This window comes from Streptococcus oralis, assembly GCF_001578945.1.
GTDB classification, from domain to species: Bacteria; Bacillota; Bacilli; order Lactobacillales; family Streptococcaceae; genus Streptococcus; species Streptococcus oralis_Q.
The window spans coordinates 1-348 of the sequence record NZ_KQ969640.1; the positions used below are offsets into that span (position 1 = coordinate 1).

The window sequence follows — 348 nt, forward strand, 5'->3', positions numbered from 1 at the left end:
TATCGTACTCTAGCGGATCCATCACACACTGCGATGATCGGCTCCTCCTTAGGAGGAAATATTACTCAGTTTATGGGAATTGAGTACCAGGACCAAATTGGCTGCTTAGGCGTTTTTTCTTCGGCCAACTGGTTGCACCAGGACGCTTTTGATCGCTACTTAGAGCGTCATGCTCTTTTGCCGGATCAACGGGTCTATATCTATGTGGGTACCGAAGAAGCTGATGATACGGATAAAACCCTCATGGCTGGCAATATTAAGCAGGCCTATATTGATTCTTCCCTGACTTATTATCACGACTTGATTAAGGCAGGAGTCTTGCTTGAAAATTTAAAATTAAAAATTCAG

The 348-nt window shown here is 43.4% G+C and carries 1 protein-coding gene; it reads left to right on the forward strand.

Features of this window, described 5'->3' with window-relative positions:
- On the forward strand, window positions 1-348 hold a 348-nt coding region (locus SORDD16_RS10180; protein ID WP_164966536.1), incomplete at both ends, for an alpha/beta hydrolase-fold protein.